This is a genomic window from Kitasatospora sp. NPDC042419, from assembly GCF_056437345.1.
The window spans coordinates 47,861-62,870 of the sequence record NZ_JBWKAW010000007.1 but is presented as its reverse complement, the minus strand read 5'-3'; the positions used below and the strand labels follow the sequence as shown (position 1 = coordinate 62,870).

Annotated in this window: 16 protein-coding genes; all 16 read right to left on the bottom strand. The window is 75.0% G+C overall.

Going from position 1 to position 15,010, the window contains the following annotated elements; genetic code table 11:
• Positions 1-100 precede the first annotated feature (100 nt).
• The gene (locus AC067J_RS16285; RefSeq protein WP_478299650.1) at positions 101-1,132 is read right to left on the bottom strand and encodes an ornithine cyclodeaminase family protein; all 1,032 of its coding nucleotides are present in this window, start codon (positions 1,130-1,132) and stop codon (positions 101-103) included.
• Entirely contained in the window at positions 1,129-2,166 is a 1,038-nt protein-coding gene (locus tag AC067J_RS16280; RefSeq protein WP_478299648.1) for a proline racemase family protein, read from the bottom strand. Before AC067J_RS16280 ends, AC067J_RS16285 begins: the two co-directional genes overlap by 4 nt.
• Positions 2,166-3,539: an aldehyde dehydrogenase family protein gene (locus tag AC067J_RS16275; RefSeq protein ID WP_478300083.1), complete on the bottom strand. Its 1,374-nt coding sequence runs from the start codon at positions 3,537-3,539 to the stop codon at positions 2,166-2,168. The genes AC067J_RS16280 and AC067J_RS16275 overlap by 1 nt, the downstream gene beginning before the upstream one ends.
• Before the next feature lie 34 nt (positions 3,540-3,573).
• Positions 3,574-4,578, bottom strand: a complete 1,005-nt coding sequence (locus AC067J_RS16270) for a proline racemase family protein (RefSeq protein ID WP_478299647.1) — start codon at positions 4,576-4,578, stop codon at positions 3,574-3,576.
• Between the two features lie 93 nt (positions 4,579-4,671).
• Positions 4,672-5,535, bottom strand: a complete 864-nt coding sequence (locus AC067J_RS16265) for a dihydrodipicolinate synthase family protein (RefSeq protein ID WP_478300081.1) — start codon at positions 5,533-5,535, stop codon at positions 4,672-4,674.
• A gap of 118 nt (positions 5,536-5,653) precedes the next feature.
• Positions 5,654-7,180: an FAD/NAD(P)-dependent oxidoreductase gene (locus AC067J_RS16260; protein ID WP_478299645.1), complete on the bottom strand. Its 1,527-nt coding sequence runs from the start codon at positions 7,178-7,180 to the stop codon at positions 5,654-5,656.
• A complete protein-coding gene (locus tag AC067J_RS16255) occupies positions 7,161-7,475 on the bottom strand; it encodes a (2Fe-2S)-binding protein (protein WP_478299643.1) in 315 nt (104 codons plus the stop codon). Before AC067J_RS16255 ends, AC067J_RS16260 begins: the two co-directional genes overlap by 20 nt.
• A gap of 143 nt (positions 7,476-7,618) precedes the next feature.
• Positions 7,619-8,791, bottom strand: coding sequence for an NAD(P)/FAD-dependent oxidoreductase (locus AC067J_RS16250; RefSeq protein WP_478299641.1), 1,173 nt, complete (start codon positions 8,789-8,791; stop codon positions 7,619-7,621).
• 139 nt (positions 8,792-8,930) lie between these two features.
• A complete protein-coding gene (gene tatC, locus AC067J_RS16245; protein WP_478300079.1) occupies positions 8,931-9,821 on the bottom strand; it encodes a twin-arginine translocase subunit TatC in 891 nt (296 codons plus the stop codon).
• A 143-nt stretch (positions 9,822-9,964) separates the two neighbouring features.
• Entirely contained in the window at positions 9,965-10,276 is a 312-nt protein-coding gene (gene tatA, locus AC067J_RS16240) for a Sec-independent protein translocase subunit TatA (RefSeq protein ID WP_478299639.1), read from the bottom strand.
• 294 nt (positions 10,277-10,570) lie between these two features.
• A complete protein-coding gene (locus AC067J_RS16235; protein WP_478299637.1) occupies positions 10,571-10,750 on the bottom strand; it encodes a hypothetical protein in 180 nt (59 codons plus the stop codon).
• An 80-nt stretch (positions 10,751-10,830) separates the two neighbouring features.
• On the bottom strand, positions 10,831-11,061 hold the full coding sequence (locus AC067J_RS16230; protein WP_478299635.1) for a hypothetical protein: 231 nt from the start codon (positions 11,059-11,061) through the stop codon (positions 10,831-10,833).
• Between the two features lie 3 nt (positions 11,062-11,064).
• A complete protein-coding gene (locus AC067J_RS16225; protein ID WP_478299633.1) occupies positions 11,065-12,021 on the bottom strand; it encodes a helix-turn-helix transcriptional regulator in 957 nt (318 codons plus the stop codon).
• Positions 12,018-12,998 (bottom strand): helix-turn-helix transcriptional regulator, encoded by a 981-nt coding sequence (locus AC067J_RS16220; protein ID WP_478299631.1) that lies wholly within the window; start codon positions 12,996-12,998, stop codon positions 12,018-12,020. The genes AC067J_RS16225 and AC067J_RS16220 overlap by 4 nt, the downstream gene beginning before the upstream one ends.
• A 169-nt stretch (positions 12,999-13,167) precedes the next feature.
• A complete protein-coding gene (locus AC067J_RS16215; RefSeq protein WP_478299629.1) occupies positions 13,168-13,548 on the bottom strand; it encodes an FKBP-type peptidyl-prolyl cis-trans isomerase in 381 nt (126 codons plus the stop codon).
• Positions 13,549-13,695: 147 nt separating this feature from the next.
• The gene (locus AC067J_RS16210) at positions 13,696-15,006 is read right to left on the bottom strand and encodes an FKBP-type peptidyl-prolyl cis-trans isomerase (protein ID WP_478299627.1); all 1,311 of its coding nucleotides are present in this window, start codon (positions 15,004-15,006) and stop codon (positions 13,696-13,698) included.
• Between the last annotated feature and the right edge of the window lie 4 nt (positions 15,007-15,010).

Below are 15,010 nucleotides of genomic sequence, written 5' to 3'. Positions count from 1 at the left end.
ACCCCCGGTACGCCGAGCGCGCCGGCCGCACCGGGCACGCTCGGCATACCGGGTCCGGGCCCCCGGGGAGCGCCAGACCCCCGGGGACCCCGCCGGAGGATCAGCGCGGACCGCGCCGATGCACCTCCGCCGCCACCGCGAGGTCCTGCCAGGCCATCCCCACGCTCTTGAAGAACCGGGGACGGTCCGTCGGCACCGGCGCCTCGCCGCGCACCAGCTCGGCCAGGTTGGCCAGCGGGTCGGCGGCCGTGACGCCCGCCATCAGCAGGTCACCGGCCTCCCGCAGGGCGGCGGACCGCGCCTCCACGTACAGGGCGGACCGGCCGACCAGCACCTCGTCCACCTCCCGGGCGTCCACCTCGTGCGAGCCGACCGCCGCCACCGCCGCGCGGTCCGGCACCAGTGCGCCGTCGAACAGCGGGGTGCGCGCCGTGGTGCAGCAGACCACCACGTCGGCGTCGGCCACGTCGGCCGGCGTGCCGAGGACCGCGGCCAGGCCGCGCGCCCGGGCGTACTGGGCGAGCGCCTCGGCCGGCTGCTCGCTGCGGGCCACCACCGTGACCCGGGTCAGCGGCAGGACGCCGACCAGCGCGTCCAGGTGCCCGTACGCCTGCGGGCCGGCCCCGAACAGGACGAGGTGCGCGGCGTCCGGCGCGGCCAGCCGGCGCAGTGCGGCCGCCGTGACGGCGGGCGTGCGCAGCGCGGTGAGCGCGGCGCCGTCGAGCAGGGCGACGGGCTGCAGGGTTGGACCGTCGAGCAGCAGGTAGCTGCCGGTGATCCGGGGCAGTCCGACGGCCGGGTTGGCGGGTGCGACCCCGGCGATCTTGACGCCGGTGTACGCGGCGGAGGCGGCCGGCATCAGCAGCAGTTCGCCGGCCGGGACCGGCATCGCCGAGCGGGCGGGCCCGGCCTCCGGGTCCAGCCCGTCGAGCAGCACCTGTTCGATCGCGGCGACGGCCTGGGCGGGGGTCAGCTCGACGGCGCCCTGACCGACCGGATCGACCTGGCCCTCCCGGTCGGCCCGGCCGTCCCGGCCGACCCCGTCGGCCGGGGTGTGGCCCGGCGCGGCGGGCCGGAGCGGCTCGGCCTCCGCGCCGGGCGGTACGAGAGCCGCCCGGAGGTCGCCCGTCACAGCAGGAACCCCGTGCCGAGCTCGTCCTGCGGGTCGAGCAGGAACCGGTGCTCGCCCGTGCGGTGCGCGGTGCCGGTCACCTCGGTGACCACGCCGTCGCCCCACGGGTCGCCGCCGGCCAGGACCCGCCCGCCGAAGACCGTCCCGACGATCGACTCGTGCCGCAGCTCCTGCCCGGGCGCGAGCCTGCCCTCGGCGGCGAGCACGGCCAGCCGGGCCGAGGTGCCGGAGCCGCACGGCGAGCGGTCGATCTGCCCGTCCGCGAAGACGGTGACGTTCCGCTGGTTCAACCCGCCGTCCTCGCTCGGGAGTTCGTCGTACAGGATGACCCCGTAGACGCCCGAGAGCCGCGGGTCCACGGGGTGCCGCACGGCGGGCGAGTCGGCCAGTGCGGCCTGGATCTCCCGCCCGGCCGCGGTGAGTTCGGGCAGCTGCTCAAGGCTGACCGACAGCCCGAGCGCGGCCGCCGGAACCGAGGCGTAGCAGGCCCCGGCGTGCGCGACGGCCACCTCGACGGTGCCGCGCGAGGTCTCGACCGGGAGCTTGAGCTCGCCCACCCAGGCGGGCACGTTGCGGAAGGTCACCCCGGTGGTCCGCCCGCCGCTCCGGTGCACCAGCGCGGTGACCCGGCCGGACGGGACGTCGATCCGCACCCGCGCGACGCCGTACTCCGGCGCCGGGATGAGCCCGGAGTCCACCGCCCAGGCGCCGAGCGCGATGGTGCCGTGGCCGCAGGCCGTCGAGTAGCCGTCCTTGTGCCAGAAGAGCACGCCGAGGTCGGCCTCGTCGTCGTCCGGCGGCACCAGGAAGCCGCCGTACATCCCGGCGTGCCCGCGCGGTTCACGGGTGAGCAGCCGGCGCACCTCGTCCAGCGTGCTGGGCCGGGGCGAGGTGGCGGTGCCGCCCGCGCCGATGGCGATCGCCCGCCGCTCGGCGACGGTGTCGCCCGGGATCACCGGGGCTCCGCCGACCACGATCCGGAACGGCTCGCCGGCCGTGTGGTAGTCGACCGTGTCGACGTGGTCGACCGGCATCAGGCACCCCCGGCCGGCAACAGGGTGACCGTGCGGCCCTGGGTGTAGAAGTCGAGCGCCGCCTGGCCCTGCTCCCGCGCGCCGTGGCTGGCGCCCTTGGCACCGCCGAACGGCAGGTGGAAGTCGACGCCGCTGGACGGCGCGTTGACCCGGATCATGCCCGCGTCGAGCCGGTCGGCGACGGCGAGCGCGACGTCCAGGCTGCGGGTGTGCACCGAGGCGGCCAGCGTGTACGGGGTGTCGTTGGCGAGCGCGATCGCCTCGTCCAGGTCGGCCGCGGCGTGCAGCACGGCGATCGGGCCGAAGAACTCCTCGCGCCGCAGCGGGTGCCCGTCCGGCACGTCGGCGACCAGGGTCGGGTCGAGGTACCAGCCGGCCCGCTCCGGCACGCCGCCGCCGGCCAGCACCTCGGCGCCGGCCTCCCGGGCGGAGTCGAGGGCCTCGGTGATCTGGTCCCGCGAGGCGGCGTTGATGACCGGCCCGCAGGCCGTGTCGTCCACCTGCCCGAGGGCCTTGACCAGGGCGGCGCGCAGCGGCTCGTAGGCTTCGCCGACGGCGATCACCCGGCTGGTGGCGGTGCACTTCTGCCCGGCGTACCCGGCGATCGCCGCGGCCAGGTGGGCGGCGGCCTGGTCGAAGTCGGCGTCCGGCAGGACCAGCGCCGCGTTCAGCCCGCCGAGCTCGGCCTGGACCGGGATGCCGCGCTCGGTGGCGGTCCGGACGACCTGCTTGCCGACCCCGGTGGAGCCGGTGAACGAGACCACGTCCGCCGCGCCGACCAGCGTCCCGCCCTCGGCGCCGCCGCCGGGCAGCACGGTGAAGACGTCCGCCGGGAGCCCGGCCTCGGCGACCAGCTCGGCGAGGCGCCGGGCGCAGCCGATCGCCTCCGAGGAGGGCTTGAGCACCACGGTGTTGCCGACGGCCAGCGCCGGGGCGGCCTTCCAGGTGGGGATCGCCAGCGGGAAGTTCCACGGGGTGATCAGCCCGGCCACCCCGTACGGGCGGCGGCGGGTGAGCAGCAGGCCGGGGCCGCCGGCGGTCTCGTGCACGGCGCCGGACGCCGCGTACGGCGCCTGGGCGTAGTACCGCCAGATCGCGACGGTGCGGGCGACCTCGCCGCGCGCCTCGGCCAGGGGCTTGCCGACCTCGCGCACGACCAGCGCGGCCAGCTCCTCGGCGTGCGCCTCGACCGCGTCGGCGATCCGGTTGAGCGCGGCCGAGCGGCCGCCGGCGCCGGCCGCGACCCAGCCGGGCTGTGCCGCGCGGGCGCGGGCGACGGTGGCCTCGACGGCCTCGGCGCCGGGGGCGGGCGCCTCGGCGACGAGGTCCGCGGGGTCGGCGGGGTTGTACGAACGGATCGTCACAGCAGGCAGCCCTTCGGGTGGTTCAACGGGTGATGCGGCGGCTTCAGAGCAGGAAGCCGGCCGGGAACGGGTCGCTGGGGTCGAGGAAGTACTGGGCGGTGCCGGTGATCCAGGCCCGCCCGGTGACGGTGGGGACGACCGCCGGCCGTCCGGCCACCTCGGTCTCCTCGACCAGGCGGCCGGTGAAGGTCGTCCCGATGAAGGAGTCGTTGCGGAAGTCCCGGCCGAGCGGCAGCTCGCCGCGGGCGTGCAGCTGCGCCATCCGCGCCGAGGTGCCGGTGCCGCACGGCGAGCGGTCGAACCAGCCGGGGTGGATGGCCATGGCGTGCCGGGAGTGTTCGGCCGTGGAGCCGGGGGCGAGCAGCTGGACGTGGTGGCAGCTGTGGATGGACGGGTCCTCCGGGTGCACCGGCCGGTCCGGGCTCCCGTTGATCGCGTCCATCAGGGCCAGCCCGGCGTCCAGGATCTCCTGCTTGCGCTCGCGCTCGAACGGGATCCCGAACTCGGCGAGCGGCAGGATGGCGTAGAAGTTGCCGCCGTACGCGAGGTCGTAGCCGACGGTGCCGTAGCCGGGCACCTCGATCTTGCGGTCCAGCGCCTCCGAGTAGGACGGCACGTTGCGGATGGTGACCGCGGTGGCCGCGCCGTTCTCGACCGCCACGTCGGCGACGACCAGGCCGGCCGGGGTGTCCAGCCGGACGGTGGTGACCGGCTCGACCACCGGCACCATGCCGGTCTCGACCAGCACGGTGGCGACGCCGATGGTGCCGTGCCCGCACATCGGCAGCAGCCCGGAGACCTCGATGTAGAGCACCCCGAAGTCGGCGTCGGGCCGGGTCGGCGGCTGCAGGACGGCGCCGCTCATCGCGGCGTGGCCGCGCGGCTCGTACATCAGCAGGGTGCGGAAGTGGTCGAGGTGCTGCTGGAAGTGGACCCGGCGTTCGGCCATGGTGGCGCCGGGGATGACACCGAAGCCGCCGGTGACGACCCGGGTGGGCATGCCTTCGGTGTGCGAGTCGACGGCGTGGAAGACGTGACGGCTGCGCATCTGGTGACGCTCCGTGGGGTGGGGGTGGGTGGTGGGGCCGGAGGCCGGCTGCCCCCGCAGCCGGCCGTCCCGGACACCGGAACTGCGGAGTGGCTACGCGTGGCCCTCGGCCAGCGCCTTCTCGGTGGCCGCGCGGACGGCCGCCTCGATCTCCGGGGTCAGCGGCTGGCGCGGGGCGCGCACCGGGCCGCCGGGGCGGCCGGCGATGTCCATGGAGAGCTTGATCGCCTGGACGAACTCGGTCTTGGAGTCCCAGCGCAGCAGCGAGTGGAGCGACTTGTAGAGCGGCAGGGCCGTCTCCAGGTCCTTCTCGACGGCGGCCCGGTAGAGCGCCGCGCTCGCTGCGGGCAGCGCGTTCGGGTAGCCGGCGATCCAGCCGACGGCGCCGGCCAGGGCCAGCTCCAGCAGCACGTCGTCGGCGCCGATCAGCAGGTCGAGGCCCGGGGCGAGCTCGGCGATCTCGTAGGCCCGGCGGACGTCGCCGCTGAACTCCTTGACCGCGACGATCGAGCCCTCGGCGTGCAGCTGCGCGAGCAGCGCGGGGACGAGGTCGACCTTGGTGTCGATCGGGTTGTTGTAGGCCACGATCGGCACGCCGGCCTTGGCGACCTCCGCGTAGTGCGCCCGGACGGAGTCGTGGTCGGCCCGGTAGGCGTTCGGCGGCAGCAGCAGGACGGAGCCGGCGCCGGCCTCGGCGGCCTGCTCGGCCCAGCGGCGGGACTCGGCGCTGCCGTAGGCGGCCACGCCGGGCATGACGCGCGAGCCGTCACCGGCGGCCTCGACGGCGACCTCGACGACCTTGGCGCGCTCCTCGGCGGTCAGGGTCTGGTACTCGCCGAGCGAGCCGTTGGGGACGACGCCGTCGCAGCCCGACTCGATCAGCCAGCGGACGTGGTCGGCGTACGCGTCGTAGTCGACGGAGAGGTCCTCGCGCAGCGGGATCGTGGTGGCGACCATGATGCCGCGCCAGGGCCGGGTGGTGTCGTGCGGGGTGTGGGACACAGCTTCTCCTTGGTGAGGTGTGACATTTTATTAGGATTCGCGCGGCGGAGACAAGAGTCCCCGCCGTGCGAGTTCAGGGTCGGGACGTGCCTTCCGGCCCGTCCCGGTGCCGCTCGGCCGCGAGTTGCCCGAGCGGTACCGGGCAGGAGAACGGACGGCTGTCGGGCCGCACCTCCTCCGGACCGGCACCCGAACCGGAGCCGGAGCCGCCGTCGGCGCCGCCGGAACCGGCCAGACAGGCCACCGCCGGACCGCACATCCGGCCCTGGCACCAGCCCATCCCGGCCCTGGTCAGCAGCTTCACGGTGCGCGCGTCGCCCGCACCCAGCTCCTCCACCGCCTCCCGGATCCGGTCGACCGGAACCTCCTCGCAGCGGCAGACGTCGGTGTCCGGCCGCAGCCACTCGGTCCAGCCCGGACCGGGCCGGTGGGAGGCGGCCATCAGCTCGGCGAAGGCCCGCAGCCGGGACCGCCGGCGCAGCAGCGCGGTGCGCACCGGCCGGTCCGCCACCGCGTGCGCGGCCAGCTCGCCCTCGGCGATCGCCAGGTCGGCGCCGCCGACGCCGCAGGTCTCGCCGGCCGCCCAGAGTCCGGGCACGGTGGTCCGCAGCCGGGCGTCGACCCTGAGCGCGGCCGTCCCGTCGGGGGTGGTCCGGGTGGCCGCGCCCAGCTCGGTGGCCAGCTCGATCTGCGGCAGCAGGCCGTGCCCGACGGCGAGCGCGTCGCACGCGATCCGCCGCTCGGTGCCGGGCACCGGCCGCCACTCGGCGTCCAGCCGGGCCACCGTGACGGCGGTGACCCGGTCGGTGCCGTGCGCCTCGACCACCGCGCTGCTGCGGCGCAGCCGCACGCCGTGCCGCAGCAGCGCGCTGCCGTGCCCGGCGCCCTCGACCAGCTTGGCCGGGACGGCGGCCAGCACACCGGGGCGCCGGGCGTAGCCGAGGTAGTTCGTGGCCTCGACCACTGCGGGCACCTCGGCCCCGGCGGTGACCAGCGAGGACGCCGCCGCCAGCAGCAGCGGGCCGCTGCCGGCCACCACGATCCTGCGGCCGGGCAGCACCAGCCCGGCCTTGAGCATGGCCTGCGCGCCGCCCGCGGTGACCACACCGGGCAGCGTCCAGCCGGGGAACGGGAGCTGCCGCTCGTAGGCGCCGGTGGCCAGCAGCACGGCCGCGGACCGGACGGTGGCCCGGTCGTCGGCGGCGGGGCCGGTGGTGGCGTGCAGCCGCCAGTCCCGCTCCCCCGCGCGCTCCAGCGCCCAGACCTGGTGGCCGGCCAGCAGCTCGACCCGCCCGGACGCCCGGTGGGCGTCGAGCCGCTGGGCGAGGCCGGTGTAGACGGACCAGCCGTGGTGCAGCCGGTCCGGCCGGGTGGCGCCGAGGCCGGGCGCGGGGTGGCGGTAGTACTGGCCTCCGGTGCGCTGTCCCGCGTCGAGCAGGGCGCAGCGCAGCCCGAGGTCGGCGGCGGTCACGGCGGCGGCCAGGCCGGCCGGGCCGGCCCCGATCACCGCGAGGTCGTACGGCGCCCCCGCGGCTTCGGCGGAACGCGCGCCCGCGGGGGATCCCGAGGCGTCGACGGGGTCAGACGGCGAGGTCGGCACGGCCGTGGCCCTCCTGGGTGGTGACGGTGGTGCCGGGCTCGGCCGGCAGCAGGCAGGTGCGCTGGTTGGGCTGCCCGTCGACGGTGGCCAGGCAGTCGAAGCAGGCGCCGATCCCGCAGAACGCCCCGCGCGGCTTCCCGCCGACCCGGGTGGTGCGCCAGGCGAGCACGCCGTCGGCCCAGAGTGCGGCGGCGATCGTCTGCCCGGGCAGCGCGGGCACGGGCCGCCCGTCGAACTCGATGGTGTGCGCGGGCCCGGGTTCGGCCCGGACCAGGTCGGCGGGGGTACGGCGCATGGGTGGGGTTCTCCGTTCAGCTCATCCTGGGGCGCGCGAGCGCCGTCGTCCCGGTGCGGGTGCGCGGTGTGCGGGGGCGCGCGGGCACCGCGGCCCCGGCGCGCACGGGCGCCGTGCGGAGCGCGGTCCGCGCTCCGCACGGGTCACGAGGGGCCATCGGCGACCGGGAAGCGGTCGGCGCGGAACGGCGTGAGGTCCAGTTCGGGGTCCTTGCCGGTGAGCTGCTGGGCGATCAGCAGCCCGGTGGCCGGGGCGAGCCCGATGCCCGCCCCCTCGTGGCCGCAGGCGTGGAAGAGCCCCGGCACCCGCGGGTCGGCGCCGATCGCCGGCAGGTGGTCCGGCAGGTACGGCCGGAACCCCCGGTAGGCGCGCATCACGTTCACCCCGGCCAGGACCGGGAAGAGCGCCGCCGCCTGCGCGGCCAGCCGGTGCAGCACCTCCACCGAGAGCGTGCGGTCGAAGCCGACCCGTTCGCGGCTGGCGCCGATCAGCACCGGCCCGCCCGGGGTCCCCTCGACCACCGCGGAGGTCTGCAGGGCGGCCGATCCGCTGGCCACGTCGGCGACGTAGTCGGCGGCGTACACCTTGCGCCGGACGATCCGCGGCAGCGGCTCGGTCACCAGCACGAAGCCCCGCCGCGGCAGCACCGGGAGGTGGACGCCGGCCAGCGCGGCCAGCTCACCGCCCCAGGTGCCGGCGGCGTTGATCACCGCGGGCGCGTCCAGCCGCCGCCGGTCGGTCTCGACGCCGAGCACCTCTCCGCCGGCCCCCAGCCGGACCGCCCGGACGGTCTCGCCGGTGTACAGCCGGGCGCCGGCCTCACGGGCGGCGCGCAGCAGGTGGGCGGCGGCCAGCGCGGGCTGGACCTGGGCGTCCTGCGGGTAGTGGAACCCGCCGGCCAGTCCGGGGGCGAGGTGCGGCTCCAGCTCGCGCAGCCGCTCGCCGGGGATCTCCTCGGAGTCGACGCCGACCGCGGTCTGCGCGGCGGCGAAGGCGCGCAGGGCGTCCTGCCGGGCCGGCGTGGCGGCGACCACGAGGCCGCCCTTGGGCTCGTACTCGACGGCGGTGCCGAGCTCGTCGGCGATCTCGCGCCAGAGCCGGGTGGAGTACAGCGCGAGGTCGAGCTCGGGGCCGGGCTCCTTGTCGGAGACCAGCAGGTTGCCCTCGCCGGCGCCGGTGGTTCCGCCCGCGACCGGGCCGCGGTCGACGACGGTGACGGCGAGGCCGGCCCGCGCGGCGTAGTACGCGCAGGCGGCGCCGACGACACCGGCACCGACCACCACGACGTCGGGGAGGAGTCTCTGGGAGTGGGACACGGCAGTAATATGTCACATGCCATGGACGGTGCCAAGACCGCCCCTCCCGCCGCGCCGAGGAAGGCGGTCCACCCGTGAAAAACCCCGACCCGCCGCGAAACGGCAGGTCGGGGCTTTCCGGAGCGATCCGCTCGACCGGTCAGGTGATGTCGTCCATCTGCTCGTGCCGGGCGGCCGGCACGGCGGCGGAGGCACTCGGCGCGCCGGACGCCTCGATCGCCTCGGCCCCGGCCACCGGCGCGACCGACAGGTCGAGGTTCGACGCCTCCTCGTCGTCCAGGGCGAGGTCCGGGTTGCGGCGCGCCTTGCGCCGGTCGTTCAGCATCGCGATGCCCACCGCGATGAAGTACAGCCCCCAGATCGGCGCGGCCAGCGCCAGCATGCTCAGCGGGTCGGCACTCGGGGTGGCGAAGGCGGCGAAGACGGTGATGCCCATCACCATGCCGCGCCACCAGCCGAGCAGCCGCTTGCCGGTGACGACGCCCACCATGTTGAGCATCACCAGCAGCAGCGGGAACTCGAAGGCCAGACCGAAGACCAGCACCAGCCTGGTGGCGATGTCGAAGTAGTCCCCGGGCGGGAGGATCGGCGTGGTGTCGTTCGGGGTGAACGAGATCAGCACCTCGACGGTCATCGGCAGCAGCAGCACCGCCAGGCCGACACCCGCCAGGAACAGCGGCGCGCCGCACGTCATGAAGATGACCGTGTACTTGCGCTCGTGCTTGTGCAGACCGGGCGCCACGAAGGCCCAGAGCTGGTACAGCCAGACCGGCACGGTGGCGACCACACCCGCCGTCAGCGCGACCTTGAGCATCCAGTTGAAGCCCGCGGTCAGACCGATGGTCGAGACCTGGGCGCAGCGGCCCTCGGTCTCCTTGATGACGTCGGGGGTGCACTGGGGCAGCGGCTTGAGCAGGAACGACTCGATCTGCTTGTGGAAGATCAGCGCGACGATCGTGAACACCACGATCGCCAGGACCGACTTGACCACGCGGTTCCGCAGTTCCCGCAGATGGTCGGCGAGGGCCATCCGCCCCTCGGGATCCTTGGGCGCCTTCTGCGCCTTGGTGAGCTTGCTCAACCCCGGTCCTCAACTCGTGCGTCGAGGCCCGCCGGTCGGCGGGCCTCCAGTGGTCGTGTGCGCTGCGTGCGGGACGTCACGGCCGGACGCGCTCAGTGCGCCCGGCCGCCGTCGGGCGCGGACGCGCCCGCGGACCGACCGGAGGTCTGCTCGCTCGCCGGCCGGGCGGTCGCGGACGCCCCCGGCGCGGCCTGGATGGTCTTCGCCGTGCCGCCGTCGACCACCGCCGGCTCGGGCTGGGCCGGGGCGTCGGCCGTGCCGTCCGAGCGCATCGCCTTGGTCTCGCTCTTCAGGATCCGCATCGACTGGCCGAGCGAGCGCGCCAGATCGGGCAGTCGCTTGGCGCCGAAGAGCAGAATGGCAATGACCACGACCACCAGAATCGCGATCGGCGAGATCCGCATGCTCGACCACCTTCAGTCATGGCGGCACCGGCGGGCCGCCGCTGCGGGGATGGTAACCGCTGCGGATGACACCGTGACGACGGCCGCCCGAACAGGACAGCGGCCCCCGTCGCACTCAAGGGCCTGCTGAGAGCGTAACGCGCCCCTACCCCCGCGCAGCAGCCCCCCGGCGTCCCCTTCCGACGGTCCCGGCAGGTCGGCCCCGCCGGGACGGGCACGGGAGGGCCGCGAAGCGGGACCGGACAGGAGCCGGACGGAGCGCGGACCGGACGGGGCCGCCCCGGTGGACCGGCGTCAGGAACGCCCCGGCGCCGAGGCCGCGAGCTCCCCGGCCGCCTCGGCCAGGGCCCGGGAGGCGGCGTCCACTCCCTTGGCCAGCGACCGCACGTCCAGCCAGAGCCGGACCGCGAGGACGCCGAGCACCAGCAGACCGGCGGTGGCGGCGAGGACGGCGGCGACGAGCATCCAGGACATGGCCCCACCCTATCGGCCGCCGGGAACCGCCCGCCCCGCCCGGGCCTCCCCCGCCGGCCGGGCCCGGCCGGCGGACGCGCTCAGCTCTCGGCCGGCACCAGCCGCATGGTGCGCACCCCGGCCACGGTCAGCGCCGCGACGATCTTCTCCCCGGCGGGCTTGCGCACGGCCGCCCCGCACAGCGGGCAGCCGAAGCTGTAGTGCGCCTGGGCCGGCGTCCGGCCGAACGTCAGGCGGAACTCCTCGGCCGGGAGCTCCACCTTCTCCCGGCACTCCGAGCAGTAGACCTTGAATCTGGTCCCGGGCTCCACGGCTCAGACCAGCCCCTCCCCGTAGTGGGCCAGCGCCTCCAGCGCCGCCGCGCGCGCCTGCCCGGCGAGCTCCGGCGGGGAGACGATCCGCCCGTCCCGGCCCAGCCGGAGCGCCAGCGGGCGCAGCTGCGAGGGGTCGGCGCTGCGCAGGGTGATCCGCAGCCCGCCGTCGGGCAGTTCCTCGGCCCGGTCGTGGGTGTAGTACTCGGCGACCCAGCGGCCGCCGGAGGAGACCTCGACCACCACCTCGGGGTCGTCGGCGGAGGGGTTGACCAGCCCGCCCGAGAGGTCGCGCGGCTCGCGCTTGGGCGGGTCGGCGGGGACGTCCAGCACCCGGATCTCGGCGACCCGGTCGAGCCGGAACATCCGGTGGTCCTCGGAGGTCCGGCACCAGGCCTCCAGGTAGGTGTGCCCCTCGGTGAGCAGCCGGATCGGGTCGACCTCGCGCTCGGTCATGCCGCCGCGCCCGTGCGAGTAGTAGCGCAGCCAGAGCCGCCTGCCCTCGCTGAGCGCGCGGTCGATGTCGGCGAAGACGTGGCTCTCGGCCTCGAAGGTGACGCCGACCCGGGCGCTGCCCTCGGCGCTCTCGCCGGCCGCGTTCTCGATCTTGGCGACGGCCCGGGTGAGCGCCTCCCGGTCACCGGCCCGGAGACCGGGCAGCCCGGCCACCGCGCGGGCGGCGACCAGCAGGGCGGTCGCCTCGTCGGCGGCCAGCCGCAGCGGCTGGGCGACGTCGTCGACGTTGTGCCACCAGATCCGCTCGCCGTCGGTGTCGATGTCGAGCAGGTCGCCGCCGCGGAAGCTGGTGCCGCACATCGGCAGCACGTTGAGGTCGCCGATCAGCTCGCGCTCGGTGATGCCGAACGCGCGGGCGACCTCGGCCACCTCGGCCCCGGGGCGCTCCCGCAGGTAGGTGACCAGCGAGAGCATCCGCCGGGTCTGGTCGATCGCGTTGCTCATGCCCGCACATCCTCCACCACAGTGCCGGCCACCGCGCGCAGCCGGTCGATCACGTCGGCCCGCAGCTCCTCCGGTCCGACCACCAGCACGTCCGGCCCGAACTCCGCCAGGTCGGCGCCGAGGCCGTTGCCGTACGGGATCTCCAGCTCGTCCCAGCCCTCGTCGGAGCGCCGGGTGGAGAGCGCCTTGGTGCGCAGCGGGAACCCCGCGCCGCGGCGGACCTTCACCACGGCCGTGGCGGTGGCCCCTTCGCCGGCGAACTTGGCGACGGTGGCCCGGACGTCCACGTGCTCCGGCACGGTGCCCAGGAAGGCGCCGGAGCGGGCCCGGACCTTGCCGGTGATCCGGCTGAGCCGGAACACCCGGGCGTCCTCGCGGTCGCGGTCCCAGCCCGCCAGGTACCAGTGGCCGCGCCAGCACTCCAGGGCCCACGGCTCCACGCTGCGCTGCTCGACGGCGGCGGCGCCGGCCTTGCGGTACTCGAAGGTGACCGGGCGGCGGTCGCGGGCGGCGGTGAGCAGCGGCTCGAACGCGGCCTCCCGGGCCGGGATCCGCGGCTCCAGGGCGGGCCGGCCCTCGGTCTCGGTGAACGGGACGCCGGCCGCGCGGAGCTTCTGCAGCGCGCCGCTGGCGGCGCCGGACATCTTGGCCTGCTGCCAGACCCGGGCGGCGAGGGTGAGCGCGGCGGCCTCCTCGGCGTCGAGGGCGATCTCCGGCAGCCGGTTGCGGTCGGCGCGGGCGAGGTAGCCGAGTTCGCCGTCGAGGGCGTTCTCGTCCACGTCGATGACCAGCCCGAGTTCGCGCAGGTCGTCCTTGTCCCGCTCGAACATCCGGTTGAAGGCCTCTTCGCTGCTGTTCTGCCAGGCCTCGCGATACGCCTCGATGGATTCCCGCAGCTCCTTCTTGGAGAGCGGACGTCTGGTGTTCATCAGGCACAGGGCGAGATTCATCAGCCGCTCTGCCTTGGCGATCGCCATCGCTGACCCTTCCGGTGTGCCGCGCCGCGCGCGGGGTGCGCCCGCCGGGCCGTCGTGGGACCCGGCGGGACCGACCGTACCGGTAGCGGTACGCAGTGCAAAAGCCGAGTCCGGAAACGCGTGGGGCCGCACCCCGTTCCCGGGGTGCGGCCCAGCGTCACGACCGGTTTCAGACGCCGATCAGGTCGACCACGAAGATCAGGGTCGAGCCGGCCGGGATGGCCGGGGTCGGCGACTGGTTGCCGTAGCCCAGGTGCGGCGGGATGACCAGCTCGCGGCGGCCGCCGACCTTCATGCCGGCGACGCCCTGGTCCCAGCCCTTGATGACGCGGCCGCCACCGAGCGGGAACTTGAACGTCGAGCCGCGGTTCCAGCTGGCGTCGAACTCCTCGCCGGTCGCGTAGGTCACGCCGACGTAGTGGACCTCGACGACCTGGCCGGGCTTGGCCTCCTCGCCGGTGCCGACGACGATGTCGCGGATCTTGAGCTCGGCCGGCGGGTCGCCGACCGGGAAGTCGATCTCAGGCTTGCTCACTGTGCCTCTTCTCACGGTTGGTTCGGTCCATGACCAAGCGGCGGGCGCCCGCACCCCCGGTCCGTTACCGGACCACGGTACGGGCGCCCGCCGCCCGTCCGGGCACGGGCCACGCGGCCCGGCCCGAAGGTCACACGCACACCATTGTCACCCGAAAGTGGATCAGCCCTGACCGGCGTCGAGGATGTCGACGACGAAGACCAGCGTGGAGTTGGCCGGGATGTCGCCCTGGGCCTGGTCCTTGTAGCCCAGCGAGGCCGGGATGACCAGCTCGACCCGGCTGCCGATGGTCTGGCCCTCCAGGCCCTGGTCCCAGCCGGCGATGACCTGGCCGCCGCCGAGCGGGAACGAGAACGCCTGGCCCTTGCTCAGCGAGGAGTCGAAGACCTTGCCGTCCTTGAACAGCGCGCCGGTGTACTGGACGAGGATCTTCTCGCCCTTCTCGACCTTGCGGCCCTCGCCCTTGATCAGGACGTGGGACTTCAGCTCGGTCGGGTCCGCGGCGCCGGGCACCGGGACGATCTCGGCCGGCTTCTTGCCGTTGTCCTTGACCTGCGGGAAGTCCGCGGGGGGCGGGGTCACGGTGCCGCCGACCACGGCGTCCGGGGCGTTGCTGTTCCGGATGTCGATCACGAAGATCAGGTTGTCGGCCGCCCCGATCGACATGCTCGGGTTGCCCTGGGCGCCGAAGGCGGCGGCCGGCGGGGCCACCACCAGCAGCCGGCTGCCGGCCTTCTTGCCGATCACGGCCTGGTCGAGCGCCGGGATCAGCGCGTCGGTGCCGGCCTGGAAGATCTGCGGCTTGCCCTTCTCGTCGTACGAGGAGGGGATGTCCTTGCCGGTGTTCCAGTCCTTGCCGGTGTAGTCGACCGAGGTCCAGGAGTTCTTCTCGACCTTGGGACCGGTGCCCTCGGTGAGGACCTTCACCACGAAGCTGCCGTCCGCCTGGTCCGCGGGGACCTCGATGGCGGCCTTCTTGCCGAACTCGCCGGTGACCGTCGGCAGCACCTTGGCGGTGTCCTTGATCGGCGGGACCGGCTCGGCGGTCGGCGTGGCCGGCGCGCTCTTGGCCGCGTCCGGCTTGGCGGCGGCGGTGTCCGACGAGTCGTCCTTGTTCACCAGGTACAGCGTCACGGCACTGCCGATCAGCAGCACGGACAGCACCGTGCCGAGGATCACACCCAGCTTGCCGACGTTCCCCGGGTTCTCGTCGTACCCGGCCTCGGAGGTGTCCTGGCGGCGCACGGTCGACGCGAAGATCTGCGGGGTGTCGTCGGTCTTCGTCCCGCCCGCCGGCCGCGGGGCGTCACCGGGCTGGGCCCAGCCCGCCTGCTGCTTCAGGATCGACGGCGGTACGACGATCGACTCGCCGTCACCCGGAAGCGGGCCACCGGGCCGCGAGTCTGCCGGGTCACCGGCGGAGCTTCCGTTCGCGGTGCCGGCTCCGCCCGGGCTCGACGCTTTCTCAGACATGACT